Annotated in this window: 21 protein-coding genes; all 21 read left to right on the top strand. The window is 46.9% G+C overall.

Annotated features, from left to right (window positions below; genetic code table 11):
* The first annotated feature begins 30 nt into the window (after positions 1–30).
* The 21 genes from pyrF (at position 31) to radA (ending at position 18875) form a co-directional block, all read left to right on the top strand.
* A complete protein-coding gene (pyrF, locus tag ACESZH_RS13875; protein WP_373217131.1) occupies positions 31–957 on the top strand; it encodes an orotidine-5'-phosphate decarboxylase in 927 nt (308 codons plus the stop codon).
* Positions 958–967: 10 nt separating this feature from the next.
* Positions 968–1750 carry a dihydroorotate dehydrogenase electron transfer subunit gene (locus ACESZH_RS13880; RefSeq protein WP_373217133.1) on the top strand — a complete coding sequence of 261 codons (783 nt, stop codon included), beginning with the start codon at positions 968–970 and terminating at the stop codon, positions 1748–1750.
* The gene (locus ACESZH_RS13885) at positions 1747–2652 is read left to right on the top strand and encodes a dihydroorotate dehydrogenase (protein WP_373217136.1); all 906 of its coding nucleotides are present in this window, start codon (positions 1747–1749) and stop codon (positions 2650–2652) included. The genes ACESZH_RS13880 and ACESZH_RS13885 overlap by 4 nt, the downstream gene beginning before the upstream one ends.
* A gap of 25 nt (positions 2653–2677) precedes the next feature.
* Positions 2678–3352: an orotate phosphoribosyltransferase gene (gene pyrE / locus ACESZH_RS13890; RefSeq protein WP_373217138.1), complete on the top strand. Its 675-nt coding sequence runs from the start codon at positions 2678–2680 to the stop codon at positions 3350–3352.
* A 22-nt stretch (positions 3353–3374) separates the two neighbouring features.
* Positions 3375–3530: a hypothetical protein gene (locus ACESZH_RS13895; protein ID WP_373217140.1), complete on the top strand. Its 156-nt coding sequence runs from the start codon at positions 3375–3377 to the stop codon at positions 3528–3530.
* Positions 3531–3664: 134 nt separating this feature from the next.
* Positions 3665–4138, top strand: coding sequence for a VanZ family protein (locus ACESZH_RS13900; RefSeq protein ID WP_373217142.1), 474 nt, complete (start codon positions 3665–3667; stop codon positions 4136–4138).
* Complete coding sequence (locus ACESZH_RS13905) at positions 4122–4436, top strand: hypothetical protein (protein ID WP_373217144.1); 315 nt, start codon at positions 4122–4124, stop codon at positions 4434–4436. Before ACESZH_RS13900 ends, ACESZH_RS13905 begins: the two co-directional genes overlap by 17 nt.
* A 2-nt stretch (positions 4437–4438) precedes the next feature.
* Positions 4439–5041 carry an HD domain-containing protein gene (locus ACESZH_RS13910; protein ID WP_373217145.1) on the top strand — a complete coding sequence of 201 codons (603 nt, stop codon included), beginning with the start codon at positions 4439–4441 and terminating at the stop codon, positions 5039–5041.
* Between the two features lie 30 nt (positions 5042–5071).
* Positions 5072–7108 carry an aminopeptidase gene (locus ACESZH_RS13915; RefSeq protein WP_373217177.1) on the top strand — a complete coding sequence of 679 codons (2037 nt, stop codon included), beginning with the start codon at positions 5072–5074 and terminating at the stop codon, positions 7106–7108.
* 107 nt (positions 7109–7215) lie between these two features.
* Positions 7216–7716 carry a 5-(carboxyamino)imidazole ribonucleotide mutase gene (gene purE / locus ACESZH_RS13920; protein WP_373217147.1) on the top strand — a complete coding sequence of 167 codons (501 nt, stop codon included), beginning with the start codon at positions 7216–7218 and terminating at the stop codon, positions 7714–7716.
* A 65-nt stretch (positions 7717–7781) separates the two neighbouring features.
* On the top strand, positions 7782–8807 hold the full coding sequence (gene purM, locus ACESZH_RS13925) for a phosphoribosylformylglycinamidine cyclo-ligase (protein ID WP_373217149.1): 1026 nt from the start codon (positions 7782–7784) through the stop codon (positions 8805–8807).
* Positions 8801–9427 (top strand): phosphoribosylglycinamide formyltransferase, encoded by a 627-nt coding sequence (gene purN / locus ACESZH_RS13930; RefSeq protein ID WP_373217150.1) that lies wholly within the window; start codon positions 8801–8803, stop codon positions 9425–9427. Before purM ends, purN begins: the two co-directional genes overlap by 7 nt.
* An 18-nt stretch (positions 9428–9445) precedes the next feature.
* Positions 9446–10723, top strand: a complete 1278-nt coding sequence (purD, locus tag ACESZH_RS13935; protein WP_373217152.1) for a phosphoribosylamine--glycine ligase — start codon at positions 9446–9448, stop codon at positions 10721–10723.
* A 73-nt stretch (positions 10724–10796) separates the two neighbouring features.
* Positions 10797–11990, top strand: a complete 1194-nt coding sequence (locus ACESZH_RS13940; protein ID WP_373217179.1) for an FprA family A-type flavoprotein — start codon at positions 10797–10799, stop codon at positions 11988–11990.
* A gap of 107 nt (positions 11991–12097) precedes the next feature.
* Complete coding sequence (locus tag ACESZH_RS13945; RefSeq protein ID WP_373217154.1) at positions 12098–12574, top strand: methylated-DNA--[protein]-cysteine S-methyltransferase; 477 nt, start codon at positions 12098–12100, stop codon at positions 12572–12574.
* On the top strand, positions 12556–13263 hold the full coding sequence (locus ACESZH_RS13950; protein ID WP_373217156.1) for a DNA alkylation repair protein: 708 nt from the start codon (positions 12556–12558) through the stop codon (positions 13261–13263). Before ACESZH_RS13945 ends, ACESZH_RS13950 begins: the two co-directional genes overlap by 19 nt.
* Positions 13264–13267: 4 nt before the next feature.
* Positions 13268–14041, top strand: coding sequence for an SseB family protein (locus ACESZH_RS13955; protein WP_373217158.1), 774 nt, complete (start codon positions 13268–13270; stop codon positions 14039–14041).
* A gap of 68 nt (positions 14042–14109) precedes the next feature.
* The gene (locus ACESZH_RS13960; protein WP_373217160.1) at positions 14110–14487 is read left to right on the top strand and encodes a GntR family transcriptional regulator; all 378 of its coding nucleotides are present in this window, start codon (positions 14110–14112) and stop codon (positions 14485–14487) included.
* 11 nt (positions 14488–14498) lie between these two features.
* The gene (locus ACESZH_RS13965; RefSeq protein WP_373217162.1) at positions 14499–16964 is read left to right on the top strand and encodes an ATP-dependent Clp protease ATP-binding subunit; all 2466 of its coding nucleotides are present in this window, start codon (positions 14499–14501) and stop codon (positions 16962–16964) included.
* A 127-nt stretch (positions 16965–17091) separates the two neighbouring features.
* Positions 17092–17505 (top strand): endosialidase, encoded by a 414-nt coding sequence (locus tag ACESZH_RS13970; RefSeq protein WP_373217164.1) that lies wholly within the window; start codon positions 17092–17094, stop codon positions 17503–17505.
* Positions 17499–18875 (top strand): DNA repair protein RadA, encoded by a 1377-nt coding sequence (gene radA, locus ACESZH_RS13975; RefSeq protein WP_373217166.1) that lies wholly within the window; start codon positions 17499–17501, stop codon positions 18873–18875. The genes ACESZH_RS13970 and radA overlap by 7 nt, the downstream gene beginning before the upstream one ends.
* Positions 18876–19427: the final 552 nt, after the last annotated feature.

Genomic DNA, 19427 nt, shown 5'->3' on the forward strand with positions numbered 1-19427 from the left:
TAAAACCTTAACATTTAGGAGGAAGAATTCATGATCAACAAGCTGGTTAGCAAAATTCAGAAGACAAACGCTCCCATCGTAGTAGGGCTGGACCCAATGCTGAACTACATTCCGAAGCATATTCAGGAGGCTGCTTTTAAGGAATTCGGAGAGACTCTGGAAGGAGCTGCGGAAGCTGTCTGGCAGTATAATAAAGGCATTGTAGATGCAACCTGCGATCTGATCCCTGCGGTAAAGCCTCAGATTGCCATGTATGAGCAGTTCGGCATTCCAGGGCTCATTGCATATAAGAGAACTGTGGATTACTGTAAATCAAAGGATCTGGTAGTGATCGGAGATATTAAGCGCGGTGATATCGGCTCCACCTCCGCTGCCTATGCGGTAGGACATCTGGGCAAGGTACAGGTGGGGAGCAAGACATACGCAGGCTTTGACGAGGATTTTGCAACTGTGAACCCCTATCTGGGAACAGACGGTGTGAAGCCCTTTGTCGATGTGTGCAAAGAGGAAAAGAAAGGTATTTTCGTACTTGTTAAAACATCAAATCCATCCAGCGGTGAATTCCAGGACAGAGTGATCGAAGGACGTCCGCTTTATGAGTGGGTGGGAGAAATGGTAAACAAATGGGGCGCAGACCACATGGGCGACAGCTACAGCTATGTAGGAGCTGTTGTGGGAGCAACCTATCCGAAAATGGGAAAAGTCCTGAGAAAGCTTATGCCAAAGACCTTTATCCTTGTGCCGGGCTACGGCGCGCAGGGCGGAAAGGGAGCAGACCTGGTTCATTTCTTTAATGAGGATGGTCTTGGCGCCATTGTAAATTCTTCCCGCGGTATTATTGCGGCTTATAAACAGGAAAAATATGCGAAGTTCGGTGAGGAAGGCTATGCAGATGCGTCCCGCCAGGCTGTGAAGGATATGATCTCAGACATTGCAGGCGCACTGGAAAGCCGTTAGGAGGCAGAACATGGGCAAAAAAGCAAAAGAAACGTGCACCATCATAAGCCAGGAGTGCATTGGAACAGATATTTACAGTATGTGGCTTCAGACACAGACTATCGGAAAAACGGCTGAGCCGGGGCAATTTGTGTCCCTCTATACGAGAGACGGCAGCAAGCTTCTTCCACGTCCCATCAGCCTTTGCGAGATTGACAATGAACAGGGCAGACTGCGCCTTGTGTACAGGGTGACAGGAAAAAACACAGGAACAGAAGGTTTTTCCAGACTGCATGCAAAGGTTCCGGTAGAGGTATTGGGACCTTTGGGAAATGGCTTCCCTCTGGAGGAAGTAAAAGGAAAACGGGTATTCCTGATGGGCGGAGGAATCGGAATCCCGCCCATGCTGGAAACTATGAAACGTCTGGAAGGAGAAAAGACAGCCATTCTTGGTTACCGGGACGAGCTGTTTTTGAATCAGGAATTTGAAAAATACGGCAGCGTGTATGTAGCTACAGAGGATGGTTCTGCCGGAACAAAGGGCAATGTTATGGATGCTATCAGGGAAAACAATCTGGAAGCAGATGCCATTTTTGCCTGCGGTCCCAAACCGATGCTGCGTGCGATCAAAGCCTATGCACTGGAGAAAAACATTCCCTGCTGGATTTCCATGGAGGAGCGTATGGCATGTGGAGTGGGCGCATGTCTGGGATGTGTGTGCCAGTCCACAGAAGTAGACGGGCATTCCCATGTGCATAACAAGAGAGTGTGCAAGGACGGTCCTGTATTTTTAAGCACGGAGGTAGAGTTATGAGTAAAACAAGCGTGAACCTTGCCGGAGTGGAACTGAAAAATCCGGTCATGACAGCCTCCGGAACCTTTGGCTCCGGTGAGGAGTACAGTGAATTCGTGGATTTAAGCAAGCTTGGCGCAGTTGTGACAAAGGGTGTGGCAAATGTGCCGTGGCCGGGAAATCCTACGCCCCGAGTGGCGGAAACTGCCGGGGGAATGCTCAATGCCATTGGACTGCAGAATCCGGGAATCGACGTTTTCTGCAAACGTGATATTCCTTTTTTAAAGAAATTTGATACAAAAATTATTGTAAACGTGTGTGGAAAAACCACAGAGGATTACTGCGAGGTTGTGGAAAGACTGGCTAATGAACCCATTGATCTGATGGAAATCAACGTTTCCTGCCCCAATGTAAAGGAGGGCGGAATTGCCTTTGGACAGAATCCAAAAGCGCTGGAGACCATCACAAAAGAAGTGAAAAAATATGCCAAACAGCCCATTATCATGAAGCTTAGCCCAAATGTGACAGACATTACAGAAATGGCACGTGCTGCAGAAGCAGGAGGGGCGGATGTGCTTTCCCTGATCAATACCATCACCGGAATGAAGATCGACATTAACCGCCGGACCTTTGCCCTGGCAAATAAAACAGGGGGCATGTCAGGCCCGGCCGTAAAGCCAGTAGCTGTGCGCATGGTCTATCAGGTGGCAAATGCGGTAAAGCTTCCTATTATCGGTATGGGCGGCATTGCAGGCGCAGAGGACGCTCTGGAATTTATTATGGCAGGGGCAACCGCCGTGTCTGTAGGAACAGCTAACTTTATTAATCCGTACACTACTCAGGAGGTTGTGGAAGGAATCGAGGCGTTTATGACCCGTCAGAAGGTGGAGGATATCCATGAGCTGATCGGCTGTGTGAAATAAAGAATAAAATGGAGGACATATACTTATGGAAAGCTATAAACAGGAATTTATTGAGTTTATGATCGACTGCAACGTACTGAAATTCGGAGATTTCGTGACAAAATCAGGACGTAAGACGCCGTTTTTTGTAAATACGGGCTTCTACCGCACCGGAGCACAGCTCCGCAGACTGGGACAGTATTATGCAAAAGCGATCGAAAGCAAATTCGGATTGGATTTCGATGTGCTTTTCGGACCAGCATATAAGGGAATCCCGCTGACCGTTGCCGCTACTATGGCAATCAGCGAGGAATACGGAAAGGACATCCGTTACTGCTCAAACCGCAAAGAAGTAAAGGACCACGGCGATAAGGGAATCCTTCTGGGGAGCCCGATCCAGGATGGCGATAAGATTGTGATCATCGAGGATGTTACAACAGCCGGAACCTCCATTCAGGAAACGCTGCCTATCATCAAGGCACAGGGAAATGTAAATCCAATCGGTCTGGTTGTATCTGTGGACCGTATGGAGCGCGGTCAGGGAACCAAGAGCGCATTGAAAGAGATTGAAGAAACTTACGGGCTGAAAACCACTGCTATTGTTACCATGGCAGAGGTTGTGGAGCATCTTTATAACAAAGAATACAAAGGAAAGGTGATCATTGACGATGCCTTAAAAGCTGCAATCGACGCATATTACCAGCAGTATGGCGCAGAATAATGGGAAAAGGAGGAATTTTCACATGCTGAACGAAAAAACCTACAAAACCATGTCTTCCGCAGGCGCGGCTGCTCTTGTTCTGGGAATCATCACTCTGGTAACCGGAATTGTGACCGGAGTCCTTATGATCGTAAACGGAGCAAGGCTTCTGAAAAGAAAATCGGATATCCTGATATAAACATGTTTGAAAAGCCACAGGAGCTGCCTGTGGTTTTTCGTGTCAGAGGAAGATGGCTGCTGGCGCAACCGCGTTCCAGAGCGAGTGGGCGCCAGCGCGCACACTTTTTATCTTATTTTGGATAGGGGAAAATATTGAAAAAAGAAACAAAACGTATCATACGGAAGGGTGGGACGGCACTGTTTGTGCTGTATGTTCTGCTGCTTATATATTTCCTGTTTTTCTCGGAGGGTTATGGGAGAGTGGCTGACGCAGAACGGGCATACCGCTATAACCTGAAGCCATTTGTGGAAATCCGCAGGTTCTGGACATACAGAAGCCAACTGGGAATCACAGCGCTTTTTACCAACATTTTTGGAAATGTGATCGGCTTTATTCCCTTTGGTTTTATCCTTCCGATCATCGTGGATCGTATGAGAAGCGGTTTTCTCATTTGTATGTCGGGTCTGAGCCTAAGCCTGACAGTGGAGTGCATTCAGCTTGTCACAAAGGTGGGCTGCTTTGATGTGGATGACCTGATTTTGAATACTCTTGGGGCTGCATTGGGATATCTTTTTTTCGTGATCTGCAATTACATTAGGAGAACATATAATGGCAAAAAGATATAGATATTCATTTACAAAGAAAAAGGAAGCAGGAAAGGGAAAGCTGTCTGTGGGACTGGCAGTGGGGTCTTTTCTGCTGTTTGCTGTATCCATTATGCTGGCATTTCTTCTGGAAGGAAGCTATGGTTTTATTGTGGGAAGTACAGGGCTTTTTGCCACCCTGCTTTCCGTATATGGATTTATTATGGGACTTATGAGTTTTTCGGAGGAGGGAAAAAGCCACAGAACCAGCATTATTGGTTCTATTACAAATGGGATCATTATGATCCTATGGTTGGGTGTCTATTTGACAGGAGTGTGAGTATGGACGAAAGATTAAAGAAACAGATGGATTTTATCCTGGAAGTGGATAAGGTAAAGAACATTATGCGTCAGACCTATCTGGCTGACGGCAGGAGAAAAGAAAATGATGCGGAGCATTCCTGGCATCTTGCTTTGATGGCGGTTCTTCTGAAGGAATATGCAGAGGAAGAAGTGGATCTTGCAAAGGTGATTCCTATGGTCCTGATCCATGATCTGGTGGAAATCGATGCAGGAGATACCTATGCCTACGATGAAGTGGGAGCAGCTACAAAAGCAGACAGGGAAAATAAAGCTGCGGATCGTATTTTCGGCCTTCTTCCGGAGGATCAGGGACAATGGCTCCGCGGATTGTGGGAGGAATTTGAAGCCTATGAAAGCCCGGATGCGAAATTTGCCCACATGCTGGATAACAGCCAGCCGCTTTTTTTGAACGATGCTTCAGATGGAAAAAGCTGGACAGAGCACCAGGTGAGAAAAAGCCAGATTTATAAGAGAAACAGAAAAACAGGTGAAGGCTCTGAAAAAGTCTGGAAGTATATGCAGGAATTGGTTGAGAAACATATCCGTTTGGGGCATGTGATCGATGATGTAAAAGAAAATTAACAGTTAGGAGTGGGATTTTTGGACGAATTTATGATGGAGCGCTATGAGCTTGCGAAAGTGAGAACAGCCCAGATTGTGACAGAGGATGCAGCAGCAGAGCCTTTCCGTGATTTTTTTCAGCGGACGGCTGCTTTTTTGGTAAAAACCATCGGCGTTATGGACGAAGAGAAATGTGAATTGTCCCTGGAACAGCTAAAGGAGCGGAATCGCGGATTTTATCAGGATATTCTGGAAGAAAATTACGGGACCAGCTATGGGAATCCTGCTTACGGGGCTAAGATGCTGGGAGAATACGGAAAAGATTTTGCTTTCCTGTATGCTGAGCTGCAGGGAGCAATTGCGTATGCCCATGAAAAGGATCTCTGGAATATGACGGTGACATTGGAACTTTTCCTGGAGGTTTATTCGGCGTTTACTCAGGATGAAGAGCTGCCGGAGGAAAAAACGGTCCGTGAAATTCTTTCTTCCTATATTAATGACTACTGCCAGGACATGATGGAACAGCATATTCATAAAAGTCTTGATCCGGAGTGCGATTTTGCAGAAAAGATCATAATGGAAGCGGATCTGTCAGATTTGCGGTATCTGTATAAATATGGAGAGTTTGTGTCGGATAATGAGCTGGGAGTGGCGGAGTTCCTTAATTCTCTTTCACAGGAAGAAATTGATGCCATGGCAAGAACCTACACAGAGGGCTACCGGATCGGGTTTATCACAGGCCGAAAGGATATGAGCAAAAAGAAAACCGTAAATATCCGTTATAACCTGGGCTTTGAGCGGATGGTGCGCGCAGCAATTCTTCAGTTTGGTGAGATGGGTTTAAAACCCGTGATCTACCGCCATGCTACCCATGCTGTGTGCAGACGGGGACAGAGTCGTGTGGGTTATACAGGCGGTATCGCCAATGCTCAGTATGATTATGACCACAGACAGGATGCGGCATTGTTTTTAGATGCTGATTTTGTAAAGAGAAAGCTGCGAGCCCTGCAGACATCCTATGAGAAATACAAGGATCTGGCGGCGGTTCACGGCGGACCAGCCTGCATCGAAACCTTTGGAGAGAAGCCCTTTTCTCCGGCAAGTAACGAGGATGCCTGGAGCTTTACAGAAGCCCAGCAGAAGCTGGAACTGGAGCTTGCAAATGAGAGTGGACAGATCACCAACCGGTATATCCGGGGAGATGAGAGAAGCTTTACCATTATCGCTTATCCCGTGCCGGAAATCGGCGGAGACTATGGGCAGATCTTCAGGGAAATCGTGAAGATCAATACCCTGGATTATGAGTTGTACCAGAGAATCCAGCAGACCATCATTGATACTCTGGATACCTGTGAGTGGGTGGAGATAAAAGGTCAGGACGGCAATGAAACGGATCTGCTTATTCATCTTCATACATTGGATGATCCGGAAAAACAGACGAATTTCGAAAATTGTGTGGCAGATGTGAATATACCGGTGGGCGAGGTGTTCACTTCACCGGTACTGGCAGGAACAGGCGGAACCCTTCATGTGAAAAAGGTGTATCTGAATGGTCTGCAGTTTAAGGATCTGAAGCTGGTGTTCGACTGCGGTCAGGTGATCGATTATACCTGCGGCAATTTTGAAAAGGAAGAAGATAACAGAAAATATATTGAGGATAACATTCTTTTCCACCATCCAAAGCTTGCTATGGGAGAATTTGCAATTGGAACAAATACTACTGCTTATGTGGCAGCAGAGAAATACGGCATTGGGGACAAGCTTCCTATTTTGATCGCAGAGAAGATGGGACCGCATTTTGCTGTGGGAGATACCTGCTATAGCTGGGCAGAGGACACGCCGGTTTATAATCCGGATGGAAAAGAGATCATAGCGCGCGATAATGAGATTTCTGAGCTTCGCAAGGAAGATGTAAGCCTGGCATATTACGGCTGTCATACGGATATCACCATCCCTTATGACGAACTGGGGAGCATCCGCGTGGTTGACGAGGAAGGCAATATGACTTCTATTATAGAAAAAGGACGTTTCGTGCTTCCGGGAACGGAGGAATTAAACGATCCCTTTGAAGCTCCGCTTTCTACCTAAATTTTATTTTGTGACATTTTCAGTTGACAGAAAAAGGGATTCTTAGTAGAATTTACGCTGAAGAGACAGTTCAAATCAATATTTATATACAAAAAAAGGAGAATATTATGCCAAAAGTAGGAATTGTGATGGGCAGCGACTCTGATATGCCGGTTATGAGCAAGGCGGCAGACATTCTGGAGAAGCTTGGAATTGATTATGAAATGAAGATTATTTCTGCACACAGAGAGCCGGACGTATTTTTTGAATACGCCAAAACTGCAGAAGAAAAAGGTTTTAAGGTCATCATCGCAGGAGCTGGTATGGCAGCTCACCTGCCGGGAATGTGCGCAGCAATCTTTCCGATGCCAGTGATCGGAATCCCTATGCACACCACTTCCCTTGGCGGAAGAGATTCTCTGTATTCCATCGTGCAGATGCCGTCCGGTATTCCGGTTGCCACCGTTGCCATCAACGGCGGTGCAAACGCAGGTCTTCTGGCTGCAAAGATCCTCGCAACTTCGGATGAGGAGCTTCTTGGAAGATTAAAGGCATACAGCCAGGAATTAAAAGAGCAGGTTGAGGCAAAGGATGCAAGACTGCAGGAAGTAGGATATAAGGAGTATTAAGTAGAGCACTTAATGAATCCGAGCCGAAGGCGAAGGATGAATAACAATATGGGAGGACCAGAAAAATGGATTATAAGAACGCGGGCGTAGATATTGAAGCCGGATATAAATCTGTAGAGCTGATGAAAGAGCATATTGCAAAGACAATGAGACCGGAAGTTCTGGGAGGAATCGGAGGGTTCTCAGGAGCTTTTTCCATGAATTCCTTTAAGGATATGGAGGAGCCGACCCTTGTATCCGGTACCGATGGTGTGGGAACAAAGCTGAAGCTGGCATTTATCATGGACAAGCATGACACAGTAGGCATTGACTGTGTAGCAATGTGTGTCAACGATATTGCCTGCGCTGGCGGGGAACCGCTTTTCTTCCTGGATTATATTGCGTGCGGCAAGAATTACCCGGAGAAGATCGCAGAGATCGTAAAAGGTGTGGCAGATGGCTGCAGCCAGTCCAGCGCTGCTTTGATCGGCGGAGAAACTGCGGAGATGCCGGGCTTTTATCCGGTAGATGAATACGATCTGGCAGGCTTTGCAGTAGGAATCGTAGACAAAAAAGATCTTATCACAGGTGAGGCTTTAAATCCTGGAGATGTGCTGATCGGAATGGCATCCTCCGGCGTACACAGCAATGGTTTTTCCCTTGTGCGCAAGGTTTTCGAGATGAGCAAGGAATCTCTGGACACCTACTATGAGGAGTTGGGAACAACACTGGGAGAGGCACTGATTGCACCGACCAAGATTTATGTAAAAGCGTTAAAAAGCATTAAGGATGCGGGAGTGAAGATTCATGCCTGCAGCCATATTACAGGCGGCGGTTTCTATGAGAACGTACCGCGTATGTTAAAAGAAGGAACAAGAGCTGTGATCGAAAAGGACAGCTATCCGGTTCTTCCAATCTTCAAGCTGCTGGCAAAAACCGGAAATATTGAAGAAAAAATGATGTACAACACCTATAATATGGGGCTGGGAATGGTTCTCGCTGTAGACCCGGCAGACGTGGACAAGGCCATGGAAGCCATCAAGGCAGCAGGTGAGACTCCGTATGTGGTAGGCCGTATTGAGGCAGGAGAAAAGGGAGTGACATTATGCTAAAGGCAGCCGTACTGGTATCCGGCGGCGGTACAAATCTCCAGGCGATCCTGGATGCTATGGAATCCGGAAAAATCACAAATGCTGAGGTTCAGCTTGTGATCAGCAACAATCCAGGCGCTTATGCACTGAAACGTGCTGAAAAGCACGGCATTGAAGCAATCTGCATCTCCCCGAAGCAGTTTGAGAGCAGGGAGGAGTTTCATAAAGCTCTTCTGGATAAACTTCTGGAAAGCGGTGTGGATCTGGTGGTACTGGCAGGATTTCTTGTTGCGATCCCGCCAGCTATTGTGGATGCTTTTCCAAACAAGATCATCAATATCCACCCTTCTTTGATCCCGTCTTTTTGCGGCGTAGGATATTATGGCCTGCATGTTCATGAGGCAGCATTAAAAAGAGGCGTAAAGGTGACAGGGGCCACGGTACATTTTGTAGATAAGGGAACCGATACAGGTCCGATCATTTTACAGAAGGCGGTTAAGATAGAGCCGGACGATACCCCTGAATCACTTCAGAGAAGAGTCATGGAAAAAGCGGAATGGAAGATTCTGCCAAAGGCGATCGACCTGATCGCAAATGATAAAATTACAGTTACAGACGGAAATGTGATAATCAGCGACTGATTTTCCAAGGAGGATAAAATGAAAGTATTGATCGTAGGTAGCGGCGGAAGGGAACATGCCATTGCCTGGAGTGTGGCAAAAAGCCCGAAGGTTGACAAGATATACTGCGCACCGGGAAATGCGGGAATCGCAGAATATGCCCAGTGTGTAAATATCGGCGCGATGGAATTTGAGAAGCTGGCAGATTTTGCTCAGGAAAATGAGGTAGATCTTACCATTATCGGTATGGACGATCCGCTGGTAGGCGGTGTGGTAGACGTATTTGAGGAGCGGGGTCTGAGAGTGTTCGGACCGCGCAAAAATGCTGCCATTCTGGAAGGCTCCAAGGCTTTTTCCAAGGATTTAATGAAAAAATATCAGATTCCTACGGCTGCGTATGAGAATTTTGACGACCCGAAAAAGGCGCTGGAATATCTTCATACTCAGGCAAAATTCCCTATTGTTTTGAAGGCAGACGGTCTGGCGCTGGGAAAAGGCGTGCTGATCTGCAAGGATCTGGCAGAGGCAGAAGCAGGCGTTCGCGAGATCATGGAAGATAAAAAGTTCGGAAACGCAGGAAACACCATGGTTATCGAAGAATTCATGACAGGGCGTGAGGTTTCCGTGCTTTCCTTTGTAGATGGAAAAACCATCAAGACCATGACCTCCGCACAGGATCACAAGCGTGCTAAAGACGGAGATCAGGGACTGAACACAGGCGGAATGGGAACCTTTTCACCAAGCCCCTTCTACACAGAGGAGGTAGATGAATTCTGCCGTAAATATATATATCAGGCAACTGTTGATGCTATGGCAGCAGAAGGCAGAGAGTTTAAGGGGATCATTTTCTTTGGTCTGATGATCACGGCAGACGGTCCGAAGGTGCTGGAATATAATGCACGTTTTGGCGATCCGGAGGCACAGGTGGTGCTTCCGCGTATGAAAAATGATATTGTGGAAGTGATGGAAGCCTGCATTGACGGAACGCTGGATCAGATCGACCTGCAGTTTGAGGACAATGCGGCAGTATGCGTGGTTCTGGCAAGCGACGGCTATCCTGTAAAATACGAAAAAGAAATCCCGATGTCCGGATTTGAGAATTTTAAGGACAAGGACGGCTATTACTGCTTCCATGCAGGAACAAAATTCAAGGACGGACAGATCGTCACAAACGGCGGAAGAGTTGTGGGAATCACAGCTACCGGAAGCAATCTGAAGGAAGCCAGAAAGAATGCGTATGCGGCAACCGATTGGATTACCTTTGCAAACAAATATATGCGCCATGATATCGGAAAGGCTATTGATGAGGCTGAGTAAGGGCGCGGTATCGGAACCCTTTCGATAAATGGAGAGGGTTTGGAACGGAATTATAATGGAGGATATGAGTAAAATGTACAATGTGAAGAACGTAACAGAGGATTTATACTGGATTGGCGCAAGCGACCGCCGTCTGGCGCTGTTTGAAAATATTTATCCCATTCCAAGAGGGGTTTCCTACAACTCCTATGTGCTGATGGATGAAAAGACAGTTCTTCTGGATACTGTTGACAAGGCAGTAAGCGGACAGTTTTTTGAAAATCTGGATCATGTACTGGGCGAGCGTGCGCTGGATTATCTGATCGTAAATCATATGGAGCCGGACCACTGTGCCATTGTGGAAGAGGTTGTACGCCGCCATCCTGATGTGAAGGTTGTTGGAAATGCAAAAACCTTTACTATGATGAAGCAGTTCTTTACCTTTGATGTGGATGCACATGCCGTTGTGATCAAAGAGGGCGATACCTTAAGCACCGGAAAACATACCCTGGCATTTGCCATGATTCCAATGGTTCACTGGCCGGAAGCCATGGTTACTTATGACGCATATGATAAGGTTCTGTTCAGCGCGGACGCATTTGGTACCTTTGGCGCATTAAACGGAAACATTTTCGCTGATGAGGTAAACTTTGAAACGGAATGGCTGGATGATGCCAGAAGATATCTTACCAATATTGTTGGAAAGTATGGCGTTCAGGTGCAGGCTGCTCTGAAGAAAGCCCTGACTCTGGACATCGCGATGATTTGCCCGTTACATGGACCTATCTGGAGAGAAAATCTGGGATGGTTCATCGACAAATACCAGAAATGGAGCACCTACACACCGGAGGATCACAATGTGCTGATTCTTTACGCTTCCATCTATGGAAATACGGAGAGCGCTGTGGATGTGCTGGCCGGCAAGCTTGCTGACGCAGGAGAAAAGAATATTGCGGTATATGATGTGTCTGTGACAGACCCGTCTTACCTTCTGTCTGAGGCTTTCCGCTGCGACAGGATCGTATTTGCGTGCCCGACCTACAATGCAGGACTTTTCCCGAAAATGGAGACTCTTCTCAGCGAATTAAAGGCACACAATCTGCAGAACAGAAAGGTTGCAGTGCTGGAAAACGGTACCTGGGCTGTCACGGCTGGCAAGCAGATGAAAGAAATCCTTTCCCAGATGAAAAATATGGAGATCTGCGAGGATGTGGTGACGGTGAAATCTTCTCTGAAGGAAAACCAGTTGTCACAGCTTGACGCCATTGTGGAGTTTATGACCAAATAGGAATCACAAAGTTTTTTCAAAGGCTGCTTCGGCAGCCTTTACTTTTTATGCTTTTTATTATAAAATAGAAGAACATTGTGAGTATGTTCCAAAGAGGAAATGAAGTTATGTACTATTGCTTTTATGAATCGCCGATCGGAACTCTGAGGATATCGGAGAAGGATGGTTTTATTACGGGAATTGCGCTGAACAGTGAAAGGCCGGGAGATTCCGCCGAAGGGAGCACGCCGCTTCTGGAAGAAGCAGTGAAGCAGCTTGGCGAATATTTTGACAAAAAGCGCCGCGATTTTTCTCTGCCTCTGAAACCGGAAGGGACTTTGTTTCAGCAAAAGGCGTGGGAAGCGCTGTTAAAGATACCATACGGCAGTACCATCAGTTACGGGGACGAAGGGCGGATGATAGACTGTACCTGCGCCCGGGCTGTAGGCGGAGCGAACGGAAGAAACCCTATTATTATCGTGATCCCCTGCCACAGAGTGATCCGGAATGACGGAACCATCGGCGGCTATACAGGAGGCGTGGAGATTAAGGAATATCTTCTTGATCTTGAATGCGGAGAAGGAAAATGGAAAAAGAAAAAGTAACCAGCATGTTTGTCCGCGAGAGACTTCAGGAAGCTGCGGATGAAAAATACAAAGAATTTCATGGAAGTCTGCTTCCAGGGACTGATAATATTATGGGAGTCCGCCTGCCAAAGCTTCGCGCTATTGCAAAAGAGCTGGCTAGGATGGACTGGGAAGAATGGTTTGCTGCGGCGGATGATGCCTATTATGAGGAAACCATGCTGCGGGGGCTTACCGTAGCTTACGCGAAAATGGATTCCGAGAGCCGTCTCTCCTATATCCGGCGTTTTGTGCCGTATATCAATAACTGGGCTGTGTGCGACTGCTTTTGCAATACCATAAAGGCGGCAGATAAGGAACCTGAAAAATACTGGGAGTTTTTGGAACCATATTTTTCATCGGATAAGGAATATGAAGCACGGTTTGGCGCGGTGATGCTGCTCAGCCATTTTGTAAAGAGGGAGTACCTGGAGGAAGCCTTAAAGCGTCTGGAGAGTATTGACCAGGAGGGCTATTATGCAAAAATGGCAGTTGCCTGGGCTATCTCCGTATATTTCACAGCATTTCCCCAGGAAGTATTGGCATATCTGAATGGCAGCCATGGCCTGGATGAATTTACTTACAAAAAATCATTACAGAAAATTCTGGAATCCTATCGGGTGGATAAGGAAACCAAAGAGATAATACGAGAAATGAGACAGAGAGGATAAAAAAATGGGAATCAGCAAGGAAGAAGCAATTAAGGCGTTACAGACCAGAGATATGATATTTGCAGCCTATTCACAGGCAACGAAAATGCCGTATGTGACCTGCGATGAGGAATCCGGCTCCTACAATGATCAGGTATGGATGTTTTCTACGGAGGAAGGAATTAAAAAATTCGGAGAGGAAAAAATAAAGGATAAGATCCTCCTTATGGGAATGCGCTATGAAAAAAAGGATTTTCCCAGACTTTACGGAACCCTTTATGCCATCGGTGTAAACAGCGTTGTGTGGGTTGATGGTGAGGAGCGCGTGGAGGTAGAGCTGGAAAGGATTGCGCGACAGGCTGACATGAGCAAGCTGGAGCCTGCAAAAAGACCGCTCTTTAATCCTACCCTGCAGCTTACCGGACTTTACTTTATGCAGGAGCTGCGCCGCCCTCTAAAGAAAGAGGAGCGGGGAGATATGCGCAGTCTGGAGGAGGAGCTGATCGTAAACCTGACAAAAGCGGAATTCCTTGTAGCTATGGACACAGATCCCAATGATCCGAAAAAAGTAAATATCCCTTACCTGAAAAATAAAGAGGGAGAGATCCTTCAGCCGGCCTTTACCGATGTGATGGAATTCGAAAAATTCGCCAAGGGAAAGAAGCTGCGCGCCGCAAAGGTAACCTTTGACAAGCTTCCTGGTCTGCTTATGCAGCAGGCAAAGGCGTTTGTGATCAATCCCATGGGCTTTAACCTGATCCTGAACAAAGAGCAGTTAAGTAAAATTGTTGTAAAATAAAACATAAGGCGATTACCAGAGAAAAGGCCGGGGCGGAAAACTCCGGCCTGAATTTTAGGAGGGGACCAATGGTCATTGAAATAGATTTTAGCAGTGACGAAGCGATTTATATGCAGGTGAAAAACCAGATCATCATGGGGATAGCGACCTCCAGACTCCGGGAGGGAGATACACTGCCCTCTGTGCGCCAGCTTGCGGAAACCATTGGCATAAACATGCACACAGTAAATAAGGCATATGCCCTTTTGCGCCAGGAGGGGTTTGTTACCATAGACAGAAGGCGGGGAACCGTTATTTCCGTTGACGTAAATAAAATAAAAGCAATGGAGGAGCTGAAGCAGAATCTTATGGTGGTTCTTGCCCGGGGAAGATGCAGGAACGTGGGCAGAGAAGAGGTTCATCAGCTTATTGACGAGATTTTTGACGAATATCAGCGAGACAGATAGAGGAGGAAACCATGCAGAACAGATTTACGGAGCAGGCAGAAAAGGCTCTTTCTCTTGCCAGTGAAGCGGCTCATTCTTTAAACCACAGCTACATTGGTACAGAACACCTGTTAGTGGGTCTTTTGGGCGAGAAAGAGGGAACTGCAGGAAGAGTGCTGGAAGAATTCGGGGTAGATCCCAAGCGTCTTCTGGACCTGATCGCGAAACTTATTGCACCGCCGAAAAACCAGTTAACACAGGTGGAAGAAAGAAAGCCTCAATACAGCCCAAGAGCAAAAAAGGTGATTGAAAATGCAGTGAAGGAAGCGGAGGATGTACACAGATCCGCTGCGGGTACAGAGCATTTACTTCTTTCCATGCTGCGGGAGACAGACTGCGTAGGAACGAGACTTTTATATACAATGGGCATTAATATCCAGAAGCTTTATTCATCAGTGCTTACCGCTATGGGCTATGACAATGAAGCAATCAATGAGGAGGTTCAGGCTGCAAAGGCTATGAAAAACGGCAAGGGGAGCGCAACGCCTATGCTGGACCAGTACAGCCGGGACTTAACCAGGATGGCTTCCGAAGGAAAGCTTGATCCTGTGGTAGGCAGGGAGGATGAGATTGCCCGTCTGATTCAGATCCTTAGCCGCCGTACAAAAAACAACCCCTGCCTTGTTGGAGAGCCTGGAGTGGGAAAAACAGCCATTGCGGAGGGACTGGCACAGCGCATTGTCTCCGGTATGGTGCCGGATACGGTAAAGAATAAGCGGCTTGTGGTGCTGGATCTATCGGGAATGGTTGCCGGCAGCAAGTACCGCGGAGAGTTTGAAGAAAGGATCCGCGGTGTGGTGGACGAAGTGAGGGAGCATCAGGGAATCCTGCTGTTTATTGATGAGCTTCATACCATTATAGGAGCCGGAGGCGCAGAAGGTGCACTGGATGCCTCCAATATTCTGAAGCCATCTCTTTCCAGAGGAGAAATACAGATAATCGGCGCCACAACCCTGGAGGAATACAGGAAATATATTGAAAAGGATGCGGCTCTGGAGCGGCGTTTCCAGCCTGTAACGGTGGAAGAGCCTACGGAGGAAGGTGCAGTAGAGATCTTAAAGGGACTGCGCCCCTACTATGAAAAACACCATAAAGTGAAAATTCTGGATGAGGCATTGGAAGCTGCGGTGAAAATGTCTGTCCGCTATATCAATGACCGCTTCCTTCCGGATAAGGCAATAGATGTGATCGATGAAGCTGCATCCAAGATACAGCTTTCTGGCTACGGCACAAGCCATGAGACGGAGAAACTGAAGTTAGAGATCAGAGATGTTGCAGCAGAAAAGGAAGAGGCTGTAAAATCCGGTGACCTTGTGCAGGCGAAATCCGCAGGGGACTACCAGAAGATACTTCAGAAGCAGTTGGACAGCATTTTGGCAAAGGAGGAGCGGAAAAACAGGAGAAAGCCCATGGAGGTGGATGAGGCTGCTGTTGCATCCATTGTATCTGACTGGACAAAGATTCCTGTACAGCGACTTACAGAGGGAGAGACAAAACGTCTTGCCCAGTTGGAAAAGGTACTTCACAAGCGGGTGATCGGTCAGGAGGAGGCTGTAAAAGCAGTTGCACAGGCAGTTAAGAGGGGAAGAGTGGGTCTGAAGGATCCTAACCGTCCCATTGGCTCATTCCTGTTCCTGGGACCTACGGGTGTGGGGAAAACAGAGTTGTCCAAAGCGCTGGCAGAGGCAGTATTCGGCAGCGAACAGGCTATGATCCGTGTGGATATGTCGGAATATATGGAGAAGCACAGCGTTTCCAAGCTGATCGGTTCCCCTCCGGGATATGTGGGCTACGATGAAGGCGGACAGCTCAGTGAAAAGGTGCGCCGGAATCCTTACAGTGTGATTCTGTTTGATGAGATTGAGAAGGCACATCCCGATGTGTTTAATATTTTGCTGCAGGTGCTGGACGACGGGCACATCACGGATGCACACGGAAGAAAGGTGGACTTTAAGCAGACCATTATCATTATGACTTCCAATGCAGGCGCCCAGGCGATCATTGAACCGAAACGGCTTGGATTTGTTTCAGTTAATGATGAGCAGAAAGACTATGAGCGAATGAAGTCAGGAGTTATGGAGGAGGTACGCCGGATCTTTAAACCGGAATTTTTGAACCGTATTGATGAGATCATGGTATTCCATACTCTGAATAAGGACAACATCAGGCAGATCGTGACACTGTTACTGAAAAATCTGGAAAAACGCTGCAAGGAGCAGATGGATATTGAGCTTCGTGTGACGAATTCAGCTAAGGAATATCTGGCAGAAGCTGGTTATGATGCAAAATACGGCGCCCGTCCGCTGCGGCGTGCCATCCAGACAAAGCTTGAGGATGCTCTGGCTAATGAGCTTTTGGAAGGCAGGATCCACAGGGGCGATACCGTACAGGTACAGTGCAAAAATAAAGAAATCCGCTTTACAGTTAAAGAAAAATAAATAGTTATTACAAAAAGATTATTTTTAGGCAAGGCACTGGTAAAGAATCTGGATTTATTATATAATAGCTCAAAGAGCACAACTCGAAAAAACCATAACGAAAGAGTCTTAGGGAGGACAGAAGATCATGGCAGTAATAAAGGAACTGATCCGTACAGAAGAGAATGGCACCATCAGCTTTGGGGATTATGAACTGAATCAGAAGTCAAAATTATCTGATTACCAGCACCAGGGCGATATGTATAAAGTAAAGACTTTTAAGGAAATTACGAAGCTTGAGAGAAACGGTATGTTCGTATATGAATCTGTGCCGGGGACAGCCGTATGGAACCTTACACAGAATGGCAGCGAGATGAGTTTTTCCGTAGAAGGGGCAGAGGATGCACAGGTTACTGTGGAGCTTGAAGCTGAAACACAGTACGAAGTATTTCTGGATGATGTGAGCACAGGAAGAATGGAAACAAATCTGGGCGGAAAGCTTTCTTTCAGCGTGGAACTTGGTAATGGAGCAAAAGTAAACGTAAGAATTGTAAAATGTTAAAAAATAAAAAAATCGTGTATTTCTGTCAGGAGTGCGGATACGAGTCATCCAAATGGATGGGACAGTGTCCTGGCTGCAAGGCATGGAATACGTTTGTGGAAGAGCCCGTGTCCACGGTAAAAAAAGCTTCAGGAGGAAGCAGCGGAAAGCTGACTGAAAAGAGGGCGGAGCCTGTTATCTTAAAAGACATCAGTCTGAATGAGGATGAGAGGCAGACAACAGGAATCGGTGAACTTGACAGGGTGCTGGGCGGCGGTATCGTCCCCGGCTCCCTCGTACTTGTGGGTGGTGACCCCGGCATAGGGAAATCCACCCTTCTTTTGCAAGTGTGCAGAAATCTTGCAGAAAAGGGTGTATCCGTGCTCTATATCTCCGGTGAGGAATCACTGCGGCAGATCAAGCTCCGGGCAAACCGGATCGGACAGTTCAGTGACAGGCTTCAGCTACTGTGCGAAACAAATCTGGGGACTGTCAGAGAAGTGATCGAGCGGAAAAAACCGGATGTGGCAATTGTGGATTCCATCCAGACTATGTATGACGAGGAAATCGGATCGGCGCCGGGAAGTGTTTCACAGGTGAGAGAGTCTACAAATGTACTGATGCAGCTTGCCAAAGGGCTGGGCGTATCTATTTTTATCGTAGGGCATGTGACGAAAGAGGGAAATGTAGCCGGTCCGCGTGTGCTGGAGCACATGGTGGATACGGTCTTGTATTTTGAGGGAGACAGGCACGCTTCCTATCGGATCCTGCGGGCAGTCAAGAACCGTTTTGGCTCAACTAATGAGATTGGTGTGTTTGAAATGCAGAATACTGGCCTGGAAGAGGTGACGAATCCTTCTGAGTATCTGCTGAATGGAAGACCGGAAAATGCTTCCGGTTCCGTGGTGGCATGTTCTATGGAAGGTACCAGGCCCATTCTTGTGGAAATACAGGCTCTGGTATGTCAGAGCAATTTTGGTATTCCCAGGCGTACTGCAGTGGGAACGGACTTTAACAGGGTGAACCTGCTGATGGCAGTTCTGGAAAAAAAGGTGGGACTTCATCTGGCGTCATCGGATGCCTATGTGAATATTGCAGGCGGAATGAAAATGACAGAGCCTGCGATTGACCTGGGTATTTGTCTTGCAATTGTGTCCAGCGTAAAGGATATTGTGATACCTGACAATATGATGGTCTTTGGCGAGATTGGCTTAAGCGGGGAAGTGAGAGCCGTCAGCATGGCAGGCCAGCGGGTCCAGGAGGCGAAAAAGCTTGGGTTTGAAACGGTCATTCTGCCGGAGGTATGCCGTTCCACTCTTGATCATGTGGAAGGCATCAAGCTCGTGTTTGTGGAGAAGATTCAGGATGCCATTTCTTATGTCCGTAAATAGTAACAGGTAACAAAAATAAAAGGCTTTTTTTGTTAAAAGTGCTTGACAGTCAGATTGGTTTGTGGTAGATTAATCTGGCTGTCGGAAATAATTGGTTCTGGAATACTGAAAAATGAATAAGTTTTCAGAAAATGAAAATTAACTGTTGACAAATGACTGAATACATGATAAAGTAAACAGGCTGTCGAACAGAACGGCAGGAACACCACAGAAAACAACAAAAAAGTTCAAAAAACTTGAAAAAAGTTGTTGACAGATGTTGGAAGATGTGGTAATCTAAATAAGCTGTCGCGAAGACAGAGAACCTTGATAACTAAACAGTGAAACACATACGATTCTCGAAAATTCTTTTATACACAGAGCACTTGATGAAAGGGAGCGCAAGCGAGTTTGAATCTAGTGCGAGTGGAGTCCGAAGGAACTTAATGAAAGCGAGCGTAAGCGAAGCTTGAATTTAGTGAATCGGACTTTCTTGATCATTCAAAGAGAATGAACCTAAAACAGTAAAAACGAGAGATAGCTAGTTGGTTATCTTGAGTGGAAACAAACACT

The sequence above is a fragment of the Ruminococcus sp. 5_1_39BFAA genome, assembly GCF_964240875.1.
GTDB lineage: Bacteria > Bacillota > Clostridia > Lachnospirales > Lachnospiraceae > Blautia_A.